This window comes from Aromatoleum petrolei (assembly GCF_017894385.1).
GTDB lineage: Bacteria > Pseudomonadota > Gammaproteobacteria > Burkholderiales > Rhodocyclaceae > Aromatoleum > Aromatoleum petrolei.
This window is the reverse complement of record NZ_CP059560.1, coordinates 4,677,280-4,693,751: the sequence shown is the minus strand read 5'-3', so window position 1 is coordinate 4,693,751 and position 16,472 is coordinate 4,677,280. Positions and strand designations below refer to the sequence as shown.

At 65.8% G+C, this 16,472-nt stretch carries 12 protein-coding genes; 2 read left to right on the top strand and 10 right to left on the bottom strand.

The annotated features are described in order from the left end of the window. Positions 1-22 precede the first annotated feature (22 nt). The 5 genes from ToN1_RS21510 to ToN1_RS21490 are packed head-to-tail and all read right to left on the bottom strand — an operon-like array spanning position 23 to position 6,135. Positions 23-1,204, bottom strand: a complete 1,182-nt coding sequence (locus ToN1_RS21510) for an ABC transporter ATP-binding protein (protein ID WP_169204708.1) — start codon at positions 1,202-1,204, stop codon at positions 23-25. 37 nt (positions 1,205-1,241) lie between these two features. Then, positions 1,242-2,087 carry a carbohydrate ABC transporter permease gene (locus tag ToN1_RS21505; RefSeq protein ID WP_169204707.1) on the bottom strand — a complete coding sequence of 282 codons (846 nt, stop codon included), beginning with the start codon at positions 2,085-2,087 and terminating at the stop codon, positions 1,242-1,244. Beyond that, a complete protein-coding gene (locus ToN1_RS21500; protein ID WP_169204706.1) occupies positions 2,084-3,073 on the bottom strand; it encodes a carbohydrate ABC transporter permease in 990 nt (329 codons plus the stop codon). Before ToN1_RS21500 ends, ToN1_RS21505 begins: the two co-directional genes overlap by 4 nt. 58 nt (positions 3,074-3,131) lie before the next feature. After that, positions 3,132-4,400, bottom strand: coding sequence for an ABC transporter substrate-binding protein (locus ToN1_RS21495; RefSeq protein WP_169204705.1), 1,269 nt, complete (start codon positions 4,398-4,400; stop codon positions 3,132-3,134). A gap of 52 nt (positions 4,401-4,452) precedes the next feature. After that, complete coding sequence (locus ToN1_RS21490) at positions 4,453-6,135, bottom strand: glycoside hydrolase family 13 protein (RefSeq protein WP_169204801.1); 1,683 nt, start codon at positions 6,133-6,135, stop codon at positions 4,453-4,455. A 337-nt stretch (positions 6,136-6,472) separates the two neighbouring features. On the opposite strand from ToN1_RS21490, the gene ToN1_RS21485 reads away from it, so the two are divergent. Further along, a complete protein-coding gene (locus ToN1_RS21485; RefSeq protein WP_169204704.1) occupies positions 6,473-7,525 on the top strand; it encodes a substrate-binding domain-containing protein in 1,053 nt (350 codons plus the stop codon). A gap of 78 nt (positions 7,526-7,603) precedes the next feature. Here the strand turns inward: ToN1_RS21485 and ToN1_RS21480 are convergent, their stop codons facing one another. The 4 genes from ToN1_RS21480 to ToN1_RS21465 form a co-directional block, all read right to left on the bottom strand. Next, positions 7,604-9,145, bottom strand: coding sequence for a carbohydrate porin (locus tag ToN1_RS21480; protein ID WP_169204703.1), 1,542 nt, complete (start codon positions 9,143-9,145; stop codon positions 7,604-7,606). Positions 9,146-9,591: 446 nt separating this feature from the next. Further along, positions 9,592-10,761, bottom strand: a complete 1,170-nt coding sequence (locus ToN1_RS21475) for an MFS transporter (protein WP_169204702.1) — start codon at positions 10,759-10,761, stop codon at positions 9,592-9,594. After that, a complete protein-coding gene (locus ToN1_RS21470) occupies positions 10,758-11,861 on the bottom strand; it encodes a Gfo/Idh/MocA family protein (protein ID WP_169204701.1) in 1,104 nt (367 codons plus the stop codon). Before ToN1_RS21470 ends, ToN1_RS21475 begins: the two co-directional genes overlap by 4 nt. Next, complete coding sequence (locus ToN1_RS21465) at positions 11,858-12,667, bottom strand: ThuA domain-containing protein (protein ID WP_169204700.1); 810 nt, start codon at positions 12,665-12,667, stop codon at positions 11,858-11,860. Before ToN1_RS21465 ends, ToN1_RS21470 begins: the two co-directional genes overlap by 4 nt. A 231-nt stretch (positions 12,668-12,898) precedes the next feature. On the opposite strand from ToN1_RS21465, the gene ToN1_RS21460 reads away from it, so the two are divergent. After that, a complete protein-coding gene (locus tag ToN1_RS21460) occupies positions 12,899-13,780 on the top strand; it encodes a helix-turn-helix transcriptional regulator (protein WP_169204699.1) in 882 nt (293 codons plus the stop codon). A gap of 39 nt (positions 13,781-13,819) precedes the next feature. Here ToN1_RS21460 and ToN1_RS21455 read toward each other — a convergent pair whose 3' ends face one another. Further along, positions 13,820-16,408, bottom strand: coding sequence for a response regulator (locus ToN1_RS21455; RefSeq protein WP_244860853.1), 2,589 nt, complete (start codon positions 16,406-16,408; stop codon positions 13,820-13,822). Between the last annotated feature and the right edge of the window lie 64 nt (positions 16,409-16,472).

Genomic DNA, 16,472 nt, shown 5'->3' with positions numbered 1-16,472 from the left:
CGCTCTTCCGCCCTACGGTTCTTCAGTGCATCACATTCGTGCGTGACGGCTCGGCGAACATGATCGGCGGTGCGTCCATGCCCGAGGGGAGGCTTGCGCCGTTGCCGATTGCGCGCCGTGCGAAGGCCCTGCCCGACTCGTCGAAGAGGTGGCAGTGCTCCGGCGGCAGGCGGTAGCCCACCGTCGCGCCGGCGGCGATGTCGGAGCGGCGTGAATCGCGCACGACCCAGGGCTCGCCGAGCTTGCCGCTGTCGAGGTAGTGGTATGTCTCGTTGCCCATGTGCTCGACGAACAGCACGTCGGCGAGATTGGGCGCCTCGGCGACGCTGCCCCACTCGATGTGCTCGGGGCGGATGCCCAGCTTCACCTTCGTGCCTTCGGCACTCGCGGGCGTCGCGATCGGAACGACGAGGTCCTTGCCGCTCCACAGGCGCACCACGCTCTCGGCCTCGCCGGCGCGCGCGAGAGTCGCCGGCATCAGGTTCATCTTCGGCGAACCGATGAACTGCGCGACGAACTCGTTGGCCGGATGGTCGTAGAGTTCCAGCGGCGTGCCGACCTGCTCGACGTTGCCGCGGTTGAGCACGACGATGCGCTGCGCCAGCGTCATCGCCTCGACCTGGTCATGCGTGACATAGATGATCGTGGACTTCAGGCGACGATGCAGTGCGGCGATCTCCATGCGCATCTGCACGCGCAGCGCGGCGTCGAGGTTGGACAGCGGCTCGTCGAAGAGGAAGAGCTTGGGCTCGCGCGCGATCGCGCGGCCGATCGCCACGCGCTGGCGCTGGCCACCGGACAGATCCTTCGGCCGACGCTGCAGCAGCGGCTCCAGTTGCAGGATGCGCGCCGCCTCCTCGACGCGCCGCGCGATCTCCGCCTTCGGCAGCTTCGCCAGCTGCATGCCGAAGGCCATGTTTTCGTACACGTTCATGTGCGGGTACAGCGCGTAGGACTGGAATACCATGCCGATGCCGCGCTCGGACGGGGTGTCGTCATTCACGCGCACGCCGTCGATGTACATGTCGCCGCCGGAGATGTCCTCCAGGCCGGCGATCATGCGCAGCAGCGTCGACTTGCCGCAACCCGAGGGGCCGACGATGACGACGAATTCGCCGCTGTTGACCTGCAGGTCGATGCCCTTGATGACCTGGGCGGCCTCGCCGTAGCGCTTGTTGAGTTTGTCGAGAGTCAGTTGTGCCATGGTCGTATTCCTTGTCGGGGTCGGGGCGCCGTAGCGGTCAGCCTTTCACTGCACCGGCCGTGAGTCCGCTGACGATGCGTTTCTGGAAGATCAGCACCAGCGCGATGATCGGGATCGTCACGACCACCGACGCGGCCATGATGTGTCCCCACGGCAGTTCGTATTGCGAGGCGCCCTGCAGCATGCCGATGGCGACCGGCACGGTGCGGTTATCGTTGGAGATGATGAAGGTCAGCGCGAACATGAACTCGTTCCACGCACCGATGAAGGCGAGCAGCCCGGTGGTCACGAGCGACGGCCCCATGATGGGCGCGAAGACTTTGGTGATGATCACCCACAGGCTCGCGCCGTCGACGATCGCGGCCTCTTCCAGCTCCACCGGCAACGAGCGCATGAAGGTCGTCAGCACCCACACGGTGAAGGGCAGCGAGAAGGTGGTGTAGGACAGGATCAAGGAGCCAATCGAGTCGTACAGCCCCATGAAGCGCACCAGCTCGAACATCCCCGACAGCACCGCGACCTGCGGGAACATCGACACGCACAGGATCGTGAAGAGGATGTACTTGCGCCCGCGAAAGCGCACCCGCGCCAGCGCGAAGGCGGCCGTGATCGACACCAGCAGGCAGATGCCGACGGTCACGGTCGCAACGACGAAGGAGTTGAGCAGGCTGCGCCCGACCCCGTTCTCGCCCAGCGCATTGACGTAGTTCTCCCAGTGGAAGGTCGTCGGCAGGTAGTTGGTCAGGAAGAGGTCCTGGCCGGTGCGCAGCGAGGTCAGGATCGCGTTGTAGAAGGGGAACACGCAGATCACGCTGACGATCAGCGCCGCGAGGTAGATCCAGAACTTGCGCCCGAGCACCCTTTGTTGCCGTGTGAGTTTCATTCCCGCGCCTCCTTGCCTTCGTGGCTGAAGCGGTTGATCCACAGGAAGCAGGCGGCGATGCCCGCGACCATCATGAAGACCAGCACCGACGCGGCCGAGCCGACGCCCATCTCCTGGAAGGACACCATCTGCTCGCGGGCGTAGCCCGAGATCGAGATCGTCGCCTCGCTGTTGGAGGTCAGCACGTAGATCAGGTCGAACACGCGCAGCGCGTCCATCACGCGGAAGATCAGCGCGACGATCATCGCCGGCATGATCAGCGGCAGAGTGATGCGGCGGAAGCGCTGCCAGGCGTTGGCGCCATCGACCCGTGCCGCCTCGTACAGATCGGACGGAATCATCTGCAGCGCGGCGAGCAGCATCAGCGCCATGAAGGGCACCGTCTTCCACACGTCGGCGATCACGACGGCCCACATCGACAGCGTCGGCTCGGCGATCCAGGCGAGCGGCGTCTCGATGAGGGCGAAGCGCAGCAGCAGGTCGTTCACCACGCCATACTGGTCGTGGAACATCCAGCCCCACATCTTGGCGGTGACGATGGTCGGGATCGCCCACGGCACCAGGATCGCCGCGCGGACGATGCCCTGGCCGCGGAACTTCTCGTTCATCAGCAGCGCGAGCAGCATGCCGAAGAAGAGCTCCAGCGACACCGAGCAGGCCGTGAACCACAGCGTGTTGCCGACCGCCTGCCACCACAGCGGATCGGCGAGCACGCCGAAGCTGTCGCCCTCGGCGAAGTCGAGGTAGTTGGCCAGCCCGACGAAGTTGTACTCCTCGGGGGTGTCCATCGCCGCGTCGGTGAAGCTGTAGAACAGCGTGCGGATCAGCGGCCAGCCGGCCACCGCGAACAGCAGGATCAGCGCCGGCGCAACCAGCACCCAGGCCGCGCGAGCACGGCGCTGCTGCAGGCTGCGCTTGCGCCGCGGTGCCGCCGTCGGCGGTGCGACCGCGGCCGACGGCAGCAGGCTCTCGGAATTGTGACTCATCGTTGTTTCCTCCGGAGGCTCGGCGAACCGACCTGCGGCCGCGTTGCCAGGATGCCCATCACTTCCACTCGCGGCCCTTGATACGCTTGAGCTTGTCCTCGAGGTCGGCCACTGCCTGCTCGCCCGTCGCGCGCCCGCTCAGCACGTCATAGCCGGCGTTGAACATCGCCTTCGACACCTTGGGGAACTGCGCGCGCGTCGGAGTCGAGGGGCGCGGCACGGCGTTCGCGAACACGTCCTTGAACTCGGCGAGGTAAGGCGCCTTGGTCTGCACTTCCGCATCCTGGTAGGTGTCGACGCGCGCCGGCGGAATGCCCAGCAGCATGAACGCGCGCTTCTGCGTGTCGGCCTCGGACAGGATGCGCACGAGCTTCACCGCCGCATCCGGCCTCTTCGAATAGGTGCTCACGCCCCATTGCCAGCCGCCCAGCGTCGCGGCGTGCAGGCCGTCCTCCCCACCCTTCGGGATCGGGATGACGCCGACCTTGCCCTTGACCGGGCTGTTGTCCGCCTGCGTGAGCACGTAGGCATACGGCCAGTTGCGCATGAACAGGGCGTCGCCGTTCTGGAACACCGCACGCGACTCCTCCTCCTGGTAGCCCATCACGCCCTTCGGCGCGATCGTGCCCACCCAACTCGCCGCGGTGTTGAGCGCCTTGGCCGCCTTCGGGTTGTTGATCGTGATGCTCCCGGCCGGATCGACGAAGGTGCCGCCGTTGTACGAAGCGACCCATTCCAGCACGTCGCACGACAGGCCCTCGTAGGCCTTGCCCTGGAACACGAAGCCCCAGAAGTTCTTGTTGCCGGCGTCGCGCTCGGCCTTCTGCACCTTGGTCGCGATGCGGGCCAGGTCCTCCCAGGTCTTGGGCGGCAGCTCCTTGTGCTTCGCGAGGAGATCCTTGCGGTAATACATCATGCCCGCGTCGAGCTGGGCGGGAACGGCCTTGATGCGGCCATTGACGATGCTGTTCTGCCAGTTGTTCGGGAAGAAGGCGGGCTCTAGGTCCTTGACCTTGTCGGTGAGGTCGAGGAGATGCTTGTCGAGCAGGCCGGTCCAGATCACGTCGATCGACAGCACGTCGACCGCGTTGCCGTCCTTGGCGGCGAAGATCTGCTGATACAGCGCGAGCTTTTCGTCCGATGCGGCGGGCATCTCGATGAATTCGAGCTTGTGCTGCGCATCCTTTTCGAAACGCTCCTTGACGTATTCACAATACGGTTTCATCGCGCCGGAAACATTGCAGGCCATCTTCAGGGTATCGGCGTGGGCGACGGGGACGGCGCCGAACATCAGTACGGCCAGCGTGGCGGGAAGCAGTTTTTTCATGGTGGTGTCTCCTCCTTGTCTAGCGTTTCGGTAATTGCTTTTCGGTTCGGGTTCAACGCAGGCGATACACGCGGGCCTCATAGGGGCGCAGCGTCAGCTCGCGCGCGTCGGCGTGGGGGGCCACCGCGTGGTTCGCGAGCAACAGATTCTCGTGGCGCACTGCGAAGCCGTCGTGCTCGACCCGCGCCTCCCTGCCGGTGAGGTTCGTCATCACCACGATCTGCTCGTCGCCCAGGCTGCGGGTGTAGGCATAGACCTGCGGGTCGCTCTCCAGCAGCAGCGTGTAGCGGCCATGCACCAGCACCGGTTCCGCCTTGCGCAGCGCGATCAGGCGACGGTGGTAGTTGAGGATCGAGTCGGGGTCGGCCTCCTGCCGGGCGACGTTGATCTGCGGAAAGTTCGGATTCACCTTCAGCCAGGGCGTGCCGCTCGTGAAGCCGGCGTTCGCCGAGGCGTCCCACTGCATCGGCGTGCGCGAGTTGTCGCGCGAGGTGATGGCGAGCGACGCGATGATCTCCTCGGCCGGCACGTCGTTCGCCCGCTGCAGCGCGAACTCGTTCTTCGCGAACACGTCGTTGAAGTCGCCGATGCTGTCGAAGCGGGTATTGGTCATCCCGATCTCCTGCCCCTGGTAAATGAAGGGCGTACCCTCCATCAGGAAATACACTGTCGCCAGCGCGGTCGCGCTCTCGCGCCAGTAGTGCTCGACGTCGCCCCACTTCGACACGATGCGCGGGATGTCGTGGTTCTCGAGGAACAGCGCGTTCCAGCCCACGCCGTGCAACGTGCCCTGCCAGCGCGAGAAGACCTTCTTCAGGCCGACCACGTCCAGCCCCGCCTCCGGGTCCTGCGCCCACAGGTGCAGGTGCTCGAACTGGAAGATCATGTTCAGGCGATTGCGGTCCGTCCCCACCCAGTCCACCGCCTGCTCGGCGGACACGCCGTTGGCCTCGCCGACGGTCATGATGTCGTAGCCCGCAAAGCTGTTCTGGCACAGGTCGTCCATGTAGTCGAGCACGCCGTCGACGTTCATGTGCATCGGCAGGCAGGACACGTAGTCCAGCCCGTGCGGGTTGGGCATGTCGGGCAGGCCGGCGACCTTCTTCATGTGGCTCACGGCGTCGAGGCGGAAGCCGTCGATGCCCTTGTCGAGCCACCAGCGCACCATGGCGTTGATCGCCTTGCGCACCTCCGGGTTCTCCCAGTTCAGGTCCGGCTGCTTCGTCGAGAAGAGATGCAGGAAGTACTGGCCGCTGGTTGCGTCGTACTTCCACGCGGAGCCGCGGAAGATGCTTTCCCAGTTGTTCGGCTCATTACCTTTTTCACCACCGTCGCCATCCTTGCCGTCGCGCCACACGTACCAGTCGCGCTTGGGGTTGTCCTTCGACGCGCGCGACTCGATGAACCACGCGTGCTCGTCGCTGGTGTGGTTGACGACCAGATCGAGGATCAGGCGCATGCCGCGGCCATGGACCGCGTCGAGCAGGCGGTCGAAGTCGGCCATGGTGCCGAACTCCTCCATGATCGCGTGATAGTCGGCGATGTCGTAGCCGTTGTCGTCGTTGGGCGACTTGTACATCGGGCAGATCCAGATCACATCGATCCCGAGCGCCTTCAGGTAGTCAAGGCGCGCGGTGATGCCGTTCAGGTCGCCGATGCCGTCGCCGTTGGAGTCCATGAAACTGCGCGGATAGATCTGGTAGGCGACGGCCTCCTTCCACCACTGCGTCTTCATGACCTGCTTGTGCTGTCCACTCATCGGGGGATTCCTCTCGTCAGGCTGCCCGTGCGCCGAGCGCGAGGGCGAAGGATTCGTAGGGGGCGCAGCCCGGCCGGCAGTTCCAGCTCGTACGCCCCGCTTGTCTGGGGTATCGAGAACCTGCTCTCGATGAAGAAATTCGATGAAGCCATAAAATCTTCCAAAGCGATTTGGATCGTAATCCGAAGCGCTTTGGATGTAAACTGTTTTTTGTACGTCCGAACCCGCTCCCGAAAACTCGCTAGACTTCGGTCATAGCGCGGGCCGTCCGCGAACGGCCCATGGATGCCCGATACGGGCCGAAGGAACACCGATGAAGGTCAATCTGAAAATGCTGTCCGAATCGCTCGGACTGTCGCAAACGACGGTGAGCCGCGCGCTCAACGGCTACTCCGACGTCAGCGAGGCGACCCGCCAGCGCGTTGTCGAAGCCGCGACGAAGCTTGGCTACCAGCCCAATCCGCAGGCCCGACAGCTCGCGACGGGCCGCGCCGACGCGATCGGCATCGTGTACCCCTTCGGCGCGAGCGACATCGGCGACATCCGTTTCGGCGAAGTCGTCTCCGGCCTCACCGAACAACTCGCCAAGCACCGCATCGACCTGCTGATTCATTCGTCGCGTCCCGAAGTCGAGCTCGACACCTACCGCCGCCTCATCGACGGACGACGCGTCGACGCGCTGATTGTTGCCCGCACGCGCCTGGACGATCCGCGCATCCGCTTCCTGCAGGAACGCAATTTCCCGTTCGTCGCCTACGGTCGCACCGAGACGCCCCTGCCCTACGCATGGTTCGACTTCGACAACGAAGCCGGCGGCCGCATGGCCGCGCAGCGCCTGCTCGACCTGGGCCACCGCCGCATCGCCCTGATCCACGCACCGCTGGAGCTGAGCTTCGCGGCACAGCGCCATGCGGGATTCGTTGCGGCCCTGCGCGAAGCGGGCATCGAACCCGATCCGGAACTGATCATCGAGGCTCCGCTCAACCGTATCGGCGGCTACCAGGCGGTCGGAGAACTGCTCGCGATGAAAAAGCCGCCCACCGCGCTGCTGGTCGACAACAATGTGGCGGGCGTGGGCGCCCTGCGCGCCCTTGGGGACAATGGCTGGAAACCAGGCAGCGGGATGTCGCTGATCGTGTACGACGGCATCCCGTCCGAGATTCCGCTCACCTGCACGGTGACCGGCGTACTTCAGCCGACCGGCGAATCGACCGGACGCGCGCTCGCCGATCTGGTGCTCGATGTCCTTGCGGGCAAGCCGCTCGAGGATCTGCACCGACTCGGGCAGCCGTGCATCGGCGCGGGCGAGACCGACGGCCCGCCGCCCGCCCCGACCCGCCACGCGCGCACGAAGACGCCCTGCTGAACGGACAGGGAAGGCCGCCCAGGAGAACCGCGCGCAGGGGCGGGCTGCCATGGTTTCACCCGGTTCGTGCCGTCCGGCTCAGAACCACACTTCCATCTGCGCACCGACCAGCCACTTGCTTTCGCCGGTGAACTTCGTGCTGCCGAAGCCCTCGTTCGCGCCGCCGTCGTAGGTGAAACCGTTCAGGTCCTTGTCCCAGCCCATCCAGGTGGCGAAGAGGCGCAGTTCGGGTCGCGCAAAGAAGCCGGCGCCAGTGTCGAGCTTGAAGGTTGGCGAAACGGTGAGCTTGTAGAAGTTGCCCTTCGCCTGGGAGAAGGTGCTGTCCAGATCCATGTACTGGAAGCTGCCTTCGTACTGCATCGCGAAATTCTTGTTGATCGCGTTGGTGAAACGCAGGTTGGCGGACGCCCACTTGTATTCGTCGCCTTTGTTGAATCGATCCTTGCTGACCTCGGCCATCAGCGCGGGTGAGACTTTCCACTTCGGCGCGAAATCGGTTACACCGAAGCTCATCACGCGGAACGCCTGGGCGTCTTCCAGCAGGTTGCCGACCGCGCCGAGTCGCTTGACCTCGGCCCCCAGCCCCCGGCCGGCCAGTATGCCGGTCTTGGAGAAGCCGTCTGCGAGTCCGTAAAAGCTCGGTGCATGGTAGGCGAACAGACCGTGCACGCCACTGGTCGCACGGTCGCTGCCGTTCACATCGTTGTTCTTCGCATGCATGCCGTTCAGCATGAACTGCCAGTTGCCGACGTAGCTGTTCATCGTGAAGACGTAGCTCTTGATGCCCTCGTCATCCTCATTGAGGAAGTCGCGTCCATACACTGAGACGTTGGTCTTCCAGTCCGGCGTCACCTGGGCGTCGTACACGCCCGCACCGGTGCCGGAAAGGAAGACGAAGTCGCTATCAAAGAAGTGGATGTCGAAGTTCTTTTTGTCGAAGCGCTTGCCCGCCCAGATCGTGGCGTTTTCCAGCGCGGTGCCCTTGAACGTCGGCAGATTGCCCATCTCGGCATAGGCCCAGCGAACGTTGATGCCGTTCTCGCCACCGGTCCAGTCGTTGTTGCTATTGACGCCGTCCGCGAGCATGAACCCGAAGGTCGCCCAGCTACCGTCGTCCGAACGGAAATTCTTCAGCATCTTCGCCTCGACGTAGGTATCGGTCTCCAAGCCGAGGCGGCCCACCGCGCCCCCAAGATTGCCGGCCGGCGTGATGTAGGGGCCTACCCCCTTCACCGTGAACATGTCGCTATTCGACACCGTGCCGGAGCGCGCGTACCCGTGAAACTCGAAGGACGACGCCGTCTCGGCCGCCGCCTTGGTGAGCGGCGCCTGCGCTTCGCCGGCGGCCTTCGCCGCCGACGCCGTGGTGTCCGCCTTGCGGGCGACTTCGCCGGCCTGCTGCGCGCTGGAGCTCGCCTGCTGTGCGGCGCTCGTAGCCTGTTGAGCCGCGGTGGTCGCCTGTTGGGCAGCCGTTGTCACCTGACGCAGCATCTCCTCCAGCTTCGCGATGCGCGCCTCGAGTTCCTCGACCCGCGTCTGCTTCGCCTTGTCCGCCGCGGCGGCGCTGCCGCAGAAAGCCAGCGCGATCCCGAGAGCAATGGCGGTTTTCTTCGTAATCATCCTCGTTGTCTCCTCTTCCTCGATTTCTTCGTGCCCTGCCGCCCGCCACCACACCTCTGCGGGCGTGTGTACCGGACGGAAAACGTTTGTCGACTTGCTCTCCGGACGCAGACTGGCCTCGCCAGATCCGTGTTGATGCGAAGTGTAGTATTACTACTTTCGGAGCGCAAATACTTTGTATTTATTCCACGCAAACCGACAAGGCGAGGTATTAGAAAAGACGTCATTACACACATTATTCTCGCCTTTACTGGACATCAACACCAATCACGGCGCACCTGAAGCACAAACGAGAACCGCCTTTACATTCTGTTCTTTTTTACCAACTACACATATTTCTATGGATGTTTTCTCCCGAAAGCGCTTTTGGCTGATTGCCAAGACGTGCCCTGGTGAGTTGGCGTGGCGCGTGTGGAGGCACGGCACATCGGCCGAGCGCATATCGGTCAGGTCCGGGCGGAGATCCTGCCCGCACCGAGGGCCAGCAGTGCGGCACCGATGACCACGACCGAAAGGGCCGCCGTCAGCGAACTGGAATGCGCGAGCCCGCCAATCAGGGGCGGCCCGATCATGAACCCGCTGTATCCGATGGAAGTCACCGACGCAATGGCCGCGGCACGGCTCACGCTCGGCACCCGGGTCGCGGCGTTGAGGAGGATGGGTGCGACGGGGGCGAGGCCGGCCCCCACCAAGGCGAACCCGATCAGCGCGACCCATGGCGTTGCCGCCAGCAACACGGTCGCCATCGCAACCGCCGCAAGGCTCGCTCCCGCACTTAGCACCACCCGCTCGGGAAAACGCTCGCGCAACGCATCGCCGCCAAAACGCGACAGGGCCATCGCCGCCGAGAACACCGCGTACCCGAGGGCTGCGTTCGCCTGCGGCATCCCCAGCTCCTGCTTGAGGTACAGCACGCACCAGTCGTACATCACCCCCTCGGCAATCATGCCCGCCAGGATGAGCAGACCGATCAGCAGCAGAACCCCTCTCGGCCACACGAAATGCGCCTGCTCCTCGCCACCCGCATGGGTGTCGAGCATCCCTCGCGCAGCGGTGACGATCACGAGCGCGAGCCCGGCACCGACCCCCGCGAGCTGCACCGCCGGCGCGACGTCCGCCCGCAGCAGCACCGCAACGGTGGCCGCGCCCGCCATCCCGCCGACGCTGAACATGCCGTGCAGATTGCTCATGATGGCGCGACCCGTGAGATGCTCCAGTTCCGATCCTTCGCTATTGATCGAAACATCGAAGAGACTCATCCCGGCGCCGAACACCAGCGCAGCCGGCAGCAGCAACCCCAGTCCGGGCAGCACCAGCACGACCGCGATGGCCGCGCACATCGCCATCCCGCCACCGAGCACCACACGGCGGGCGCCGAAGCGCGCGACCAGCCTGCCGGCGAACAACAGCGTGGACACGGCGCCGAGAGCGGCCGCGAGCAGGACGATGGAGAGCGCGGCCTCGTCGAGCGCATAGCGTTGCTTGACCGAGGGCAGGTGCGCGCCCCACGCCCCCGCGAAAACGCCGAGGACGGCGAACTGCGCTCGAGTCGCCCAGCGCGCGCGGCGCAACGGAAGATCGCGACCGCGAGCGAGGCTCGCCGCCCCCGCGCTCATGCAGCGATCCTCACCGGCTCGCCGCTGCGGGCGCTCGCGTAGATCGCGTCGAGGATCTCCATCACCACCAAACCCTCCTCGCCGCTCGCCGGATGAGGTTGCTCGTCGAGGATCGCCGCAGCGAAGTCGTGCATCGCCGAAGGTGCGTCGGCAGCCGGCGGATGCAGGTGCAGGTCGAACTGCGCACCGTTCTGCTCGGTGAACACATGGGCATCGAATCGGTATCCTTCGTCGAGGTTGTGCTGCAAGAGCCCTGCCCGGGTGCCGAGCAGGCGCGTTTCCATCAGTTCCGCCTCGCCGATGTTCGCCGCCCAGGACGCCTCGAGCACGAGCGTCGCACCGTTGTCGAAGCGGATCAGCGCCGCCGCCAGATCTTCGACGTCGAAACGCTTGCCGGACTTTTCCGCGAGTTCCCGCGCAATCGGATCATACGTGCTGCCCATCACCCAGACCGGCCTCGGATACCCCATCAACCAGAGCGCCAGATCGAGGCGATGCACGCCGAGGTCGATCAGCGGCCCGCCGCCCGCAAGCGCCTTCGTGCCGAACCAGCCGCCGAAACCGGGCAACCCGCGGCGGCGGTGCCACACCGAACGCCCGAAGTAGAAGTCACCGAAAAGCCCCGCATCGACCTGCGCCTTCAGGGCCCGAGACTGCGCGCTGAAGCGGTACGAGAAGTTGATCATCAGGCGCTTGCCCGCGCAGCGCGCGGCCGCCAGCATGTCGCGCCCTTCGTCCGCGCTCATCGCCATGGGCTTCTCGCACAGCACGTGGCATCCGGCCGCGAAGGCGGCGATCGCGAGCGGTTTGTGGAACTTGTTCGGCGTGCATACGCTCACGACATCGAGATCCTCGATGGCAAGCATCTTCTCGGCATCGGTGTAGCGCGCAACGATGCCGAACTGCTCGCCGACCGCATCGAGGCGCGCCGCATCGGTATCCGCGATGGCGACCACTTCAACTGCCGGGTGCTGACGCCAGCCCTCGATGTGCATTCGCCCAATCCCCAGGCCGATGACCCCGACGCGCAGCCGCCGTTCGTCCGCTGCCGGAACGCCGGCCGCCGCCGCGCGGGCACTTTCCTGCTGGTAGCCGCTCATTTACCCTCCCCCATTTCCTGCACGATTCCGACGCGTGCGAAGCTGCCTGTCTTCGCCGAGAGTTTCTCCAGTGGCGGCGACATCGGGCAGCGGTCGGCGATGCGTACGCGCGGTGCCGCCCACTGCACGGCGTTGGCGATCACGCGCTGCACATTGGCGTCGTGGTAGGTCGGGTACGCCTCGTGGCCGGGGCGGAAGTAGAAGATGCGCCCGTGGCCGCGTTGCCAGCACAGGCCCGAGCGGAATACCTCGCCGCCCTCGAACCACGAGATGAACACCGTCTCGTCGGGCGCAGGCACGTCGAAGCGCTCGCCGTACATCTCCTCGCACGGCAGCTCGAAATATTCCGGCAGCCCGGCGGCGATCGGGTGCGAGGGCTCGACGACCCACACGCGTTCCTTCTCGTCCGCTTCGCGCCACTTCAGCGAGCAGTTCGTGCCCAGCAGGCGGCGGAAGATCTTCGAGAAGTGCCCGGAGTGCAGCACGATCAGCCCCATGCCCTCGAGGACGCGGCGCTGGACGCGCTCGACGACGGCATCCGAGACCTGATCGTGCGCCTTGTGCCCCCACCACACCAGCACGTCGCAACCCGCCAGGCGCTCCTCGTCGAGGCCATGCTCGGGCTGATCCAGGGTCGCAGTGCCGATCTCGAGCGGCAGCGCACCGGCGCCGAGGGCGGGCGTCTCGCGCAGGGCGGAAGCAATGACCGCGTGCAGCCCTTCCGGATAGATGGCACGCACGGCCGGATTCTCGCGCTCGTGTTGAAATTCGTTCCAGACAATGACAGAAATCTTTGATCCGATCATACTCTTATCTCCTGAGGAATGGCGGCGCCGGCAATGGCGCACGCTCCGGAAACGCCTAACCTCACTGGAATTTGGCGGAACCGGATGCACAAAGACTAAGGTCCGCGCCCCCTGCCCTCAATCGGAATCACTGTCAAAAAACTGCAAATGATGGCAAAAAACCTGGAATCCCGTCAGGCCAGGGGCCCGCTCGACGCGCCGCGACTCTCCAGCCCGGATCAGGCGCGGTACATGCGCGTCTACCTCGACGATTTCCTGCGCCGGATTGCTGCGGGCGCCCTGCCCCTGCGACTGCCCGGCACCGTGGGCGATGCCGTGCCGCGTGTCGATGGGCACTTCCATCTCGTGCCCGAGTTGTTCTTGCAGGTGGCGGGCTCGACGCTTTTCCGCTTCCCGCACACGGAGGTCGAGCTCGCCCAAGGCGAGGCGCTGGTGGTGCCGCCGCGCCTGTTGCATGCCGAGGAGGTGCGCGGCGGCGAGGACGGCAAGCCCTTCTGCAACGTCGTGATCTATGCCGAGGCGCCCTCGCTGAGTTGTCACATCGCGCACGAGGAGTCGCCGGGAAGACCTGGCATCCTGCATCTGGAAGTCCGCCACCATGCCCAGGCGGCGAACATCCACAGCTGGCTCGGAGACGCGGCGCGGCTCGCACGCAGTGTGAGCGGCGCGACGGATGCCGCCCTCCCGCCGTGGACGGAAGTTCAGACCCGTGCCCTCGTATCGGCCGCCATCGCGGGGGTGCTGCAGGCGCTGGACGAGATCCAGCCGGAGGCGCGCCCGGAGCCGCCGCTGGTGGCGCGCGCGCGCATCATCATCCAGAACCGGCTAGGCGACCATGCGCTGAGCGTCAAGTGCCTGGCCGGGCAACTCGGCTGCACGGCCGACTACCTTTCGCACCTCTTCGGCCAGACTGCCGGCGAGCACCTCGTCGCCTACATCAACCGCCAGCGCATGGAACGCGGCGCGCGCCTGCTGCGCGAGACGGGCATGGCCGGCAAGGAGATCGCGTGGGCCTGCGGATTCGCGAGCCAGAGCTATTTCATCCGCAATTTCCGCGCGCATTTCGGCATGACACCCGCGGCCTGGCGAAGCGGTCGAGCCGAACGGGGCTGAGGACCCGAAGGCGCAGCGCAGTTTGCGCGCCGGCCGAGCTTACGCGCGGGCGAGCCAGCGCCCCAGCAGTCCGCTCAGTTCCGCGGGCGAGAAGGGCTTGCCGAGGAAATCGTCCATGCCCGCCGCGCGGCAACGCTCGAGACTCTCGTCGCGTTCACCCGCGGTGAGTGCCACGATCGCGGTGGGCGTCTGTCCGAGTTCGCGCTCGCGCTCTCGCCATGCACGACTCGTCTCCCACCCGTCCATGCCCGGCATGCGGCAATCCATCAGCACGAGATCGAGGTTCGCATCGCCGCGCGCGACCTCGAGGGCCTCCGGCCCCGATGCGGCAAGCTTCACCTCGCAGCCCAGCGCCTGAAGCAGGCCACTGCTGGCCTCGCGAATCCCCGGATCGTCGTCGACCAGCAGCACGCGCCCGACGAATTCCGCCCGACCGCGGCGCTCGGTCGCATCGCGTGCGAGCCACTTCACGAGCGTCCCGAGCAGGACGTCGCGCTGCACCGGTTTCGACAGGTAGTCGTCCATCCCGGCCTCGAGGCACTTGTCGCGATCGCCGCTCATCGCGAACGCCGTCAGGGCAATGATGGGCGTGCGACGCCCCGACTCCTCGAGCAAGCGGATGCGTCGAGCCGCCTCGTAGCCGTCCGTACCCGGCATCTGGCAATCCATCAGGACGATGTCGGGCTTCCAGTCGTGCACCAGTGCCACCGCCTCGTCGCCGTTGCGCGCGGTCTTCACGACACAGCCGCCGGCGTGCAGGTATTCGCCCAGCACTTCCAGGCTCACCTCGACGTCGTCTGCAAGCACGACGCGAACCCCCGCAACGCGCGCCGCAACGGCGGGCGGCACGACACGCGGCACCGGCGCGGGAAGTGGATCGCCGAATGCGAGCGGGAGCTCGAACCAGAACGTGCTGCCCCAACCCTCACGGCTCTTCAGGCCCATCTCGCCGTCCATCAGCCCGACGAGCTGCCGGCAGATGGCGAGTCCCAGCCCGCTGCCGCCGAATGTGCGCGTGGTCGAGGAGTCGGCCTGGGCGAACTTCTCGAAGATCCGCTCCTGGTGCTCCGGCGCGATCCCGATACCGGTATCGCGCACCTCCACCCGAAGTCGCCCGCTCCCGGCATCGATCTGCAGCCAGCCGACACTCAGCGTCACCCCGCCGGTCGCGGTGAACTTCACCGCGTTGCCGAGCAGGTTGTCGGTCACTTGGCGCACGCGCACGGGATCGCCGCGCAGCAGCGGCGGAAGATCTCCGCGCCACGATATCTTGAAGCGCAGCTTCTTGCCTGCGAGGGCCGTCTCGTGGATTAGCGCGAGGTCCTCGAACAGCGCGCGCGGATCGAAGCTCTCCGGCCGGATGAGGAGCTTGCCGGCCTCGATGCGGGAAATGTCGAGGATGTCGTTGACGACGCCCAGCAACTGGCTGGTGCCATCGTGCGCAAGGCGGACGTAGCGTTCCTGCTTGTCCGTCAGGGGGGTATGCCGCAACAGATCGAGCACGCCGAGAACACCCGTGAACGGGGTGCGGATCTCGTGGCTCATGTTGGCGAGAAACTCGCTCTTCGCCAGACTGCATGCCTCGGCCCGCTCGCGCGCGGCACGCGCCTCCGCCTCCACGCTCTTGCGCTCGGACACGTCGTCGAACGTCCATACCACGCCGCGACCGAGATCGGCGGGGTCGATCGCCTTGCCCGAGATCGAGCACCAGAACACCTCCCCGTTGCGACGACGCATCTGCGTTTCCATGCGCAGCACATCCCCCGCCGTGAGACGGGGCAAGATGCAATCGGCCAGCCGTTCGTGCCCGCCCGCATCCGGGAACAGGTCCGCCGTCCGGACGCCGACGAGCCCCCCTTCCGGATAGCCGAATATGGCCGCCATCTGGCTGTTCGCCCGTGCGATGCGGCGATCGGCGGCATTGCTTGCACCGACGTAGGCGATGCCGACGGCCGCGGCATCGAGAGTGGTCTGCTGGATCGCCTCCAGTTCGTCCTTGGCACGCAACAGGCCGAGTTCTGCGCGCCGCGCCTGCAGCAGCGCCCAGCCCAGCATCCACATCAGCAGCGCGAATCCCGCGACGATCGCGGCGATGATCAGGCGCATGCCATCCATGCGCTCGGCGAGTTCCACGTTCAACGAGGACAGCACACCCCACCGGTCAAGCTCCGCCGCCTCGAAGTCGGACGCGAGCCGCCGTACCTCCACCGCCACCTCAGCGAGCTGCCGGTCCGCGTCGCCCCCGTCGAGGAGTGCCACCCGCGAAACCGACTCGCGGATCGGGCCGATACGGCCCAGCAGCGAACGGCGCAGCACAAGGTCCGCATCCTGCCCCTCGGCGCCGTAGCTCTCCGCGAGCGCCAAGGCATCCTCGGCATGGGCGAGATGCTGGCTGCGCTTGAGCACATCATCGCCGGCGCGCTCGACGCGTTCCTGCGCGTGCCCCAGGAAATAACGCGCCTTCAGCAAGGTGCGCGCCCCATGCACGGCGTTGAAATTGGCGCCCAGAAACATCTCATGCAACGTATTGAAGCGCGCGAAGCCCATCATCAGCATGACGCCCGCAATCACTGCGACGACGTAAATGATGAAGGGCAGGCGCTGCACCCCCTTCGATTTGCCCTTCAATCTGCGCGTCCCCTCGTGATACGCCCGCGTCGTCGGTTGTGCGCGCGCAAAGCCCATCCTATGA

Excerpts from the sequence above, each read along its gene's own strand:
- ToN1_RS21500 (WP_169204706.1), bottom strand. The coding sequence starts at position 3,073 with ATGAGTCACAATTCCGAGAGCCTGCTGCCGTCGGCCGCGGTCGCACCG.
- ToN1_RS21475 (WP_169204702.1), bottom strand. The coding sequence starts at position 10,761 with ATGAGCGCGGGGGCGGCGAGCCTCGCTCGCGGTCGCGATCTTCCGTTG.
- ToN1_RS21480 (WP_169204703.1), bottom strand. The coding sequence starts at position 9,145 with ATGATTACGAAGAAAACCGCCATTGCTCTCGGGATCGCGCTGGCTTTC.
- ToN1_RS21465 (WP_169204700.1), bottom strand. The coding sequence starts at position 12,667 with ATGATCGGATCAAAGATTTCTGTCATTGTCTGGAACGAATTTCAACAC.
- ToN1_RS21490 (WP_169204801.1), bottom strand. The coding sequence starts at position 6,135 with ATGAAGACGCAGTGGTGGAAGGAGGCCGTCGCCTACCAGATCTATCCG.
- ToN1_RS21505 (WP_169204707.1), bottom strand. The coding sequence starts at position 2,087 with ATGAAACTCACACGGCAACAAAGGGTGCTCGGGCGCAAGTTCTGGATC.
- ToN1_RS21510 (WP_169204708.1), bottom strand. The coding sequence starts at position 1,204 with ATGGCACAACTGACTCTCGACAAACTCAACAAGCGCTACGGCGAGGCC.
- ToN1_RS21485 (WP_169204704.1), top strand. The coding sequence starts at position 6,473 with ATGAAGGTCAATCTGAAAATGCTGTCCGAATCGCTCGGACTGTCGCAA.
- ToN1_RS21495 (WP_169204705.1), bottom strand. The coding sequence starts at position 4,400 with ATGAAAAAACTGCTTCCCGCCACGCTGGCCGTACTGATGTTCGGCGCC.
- ToN1_RS21470 (WP_169204701.1), bottom strand. The coding sequence starts at position 11,861 with ATGAGCGGCTACCAGCAGGAAAGTGCCCGCGCGGCGGCGGCCGGCGTT.
- ToN1_RS21460 (WP_169204699.1), top strand. The coding sequence starts at position 12,899 with ATGCGCGTCTACCTCGACGATTTCCTGCGCCGGATTGCTGCGGGCGCC.